The sequence below is a fragment of the Vibrio sp. 1580 genome (assembly GCF_033340055.1).
Map to the genome: position 1 here is coordinate 1 of NZ_JAWOVT010000463.1, position 595 is coordinate 595.

A 595-nucleotide genomic window follows, 5' to 3' on the forward strand; every position below is an offset into this window, starting at 1 on the left:
TGGTGCAGATCAATATTCAGATTTGAAAGGACTTGGACAAATCCCTCTTTGAATACAAGCCCAACACTCCGCCACATTTAGCAAAAGACCACTAATACGTTAGTGATCTTTGTTCTGCCTAATTGCCTTCTTCAACTATCAAGATGCAAAGACTTCTGTCGCCGCTTTTATTAACTGCCTGTGAATAGGTACCAGGTCTGCGTGGTTTGTTCTATATCCACCACCCACAACGGCGGCAACAGGAATCCCTCTGTTTTTCATCAGTTGAAAAAGAAAACGATCACGCTCAAAAATTGCTTGAGTCGATACGTCAAAGTAACCAAGCTCATCATCTTGATGAATATCTACCCCAGCGTCGTAAATCACCATATCTGGACGATGGAGATTCAACGCCATCTCTACCACCTCTTTAAACGTCATCAAAAATGTTTCATCGTCTGTTCCTTTTGCTAACGGAACATCCAAATCAGACTGTGGTTTTCTGGCAGGAAAGTTTTTATCGCAATGAAAAGAGAGCGTCACGATGTCCGGCTCTTCTTGGCACAAGGTGGCGGTTCCATCACCATGATGAACATCACTATCAATAATTAAAACT

At 42.4% G+C, this 595-nt stretch carries 1 pseudogene; it reads right to left on the minus strand.

The window, feature by feature from the left end:
* Positions 1-138: 138 nt before the first annotated feature.
* Positions 139-595: pseudogene (locus tag R7093_RS26605) on the minus strand (histone deacetylase); the annotation flags it as partial.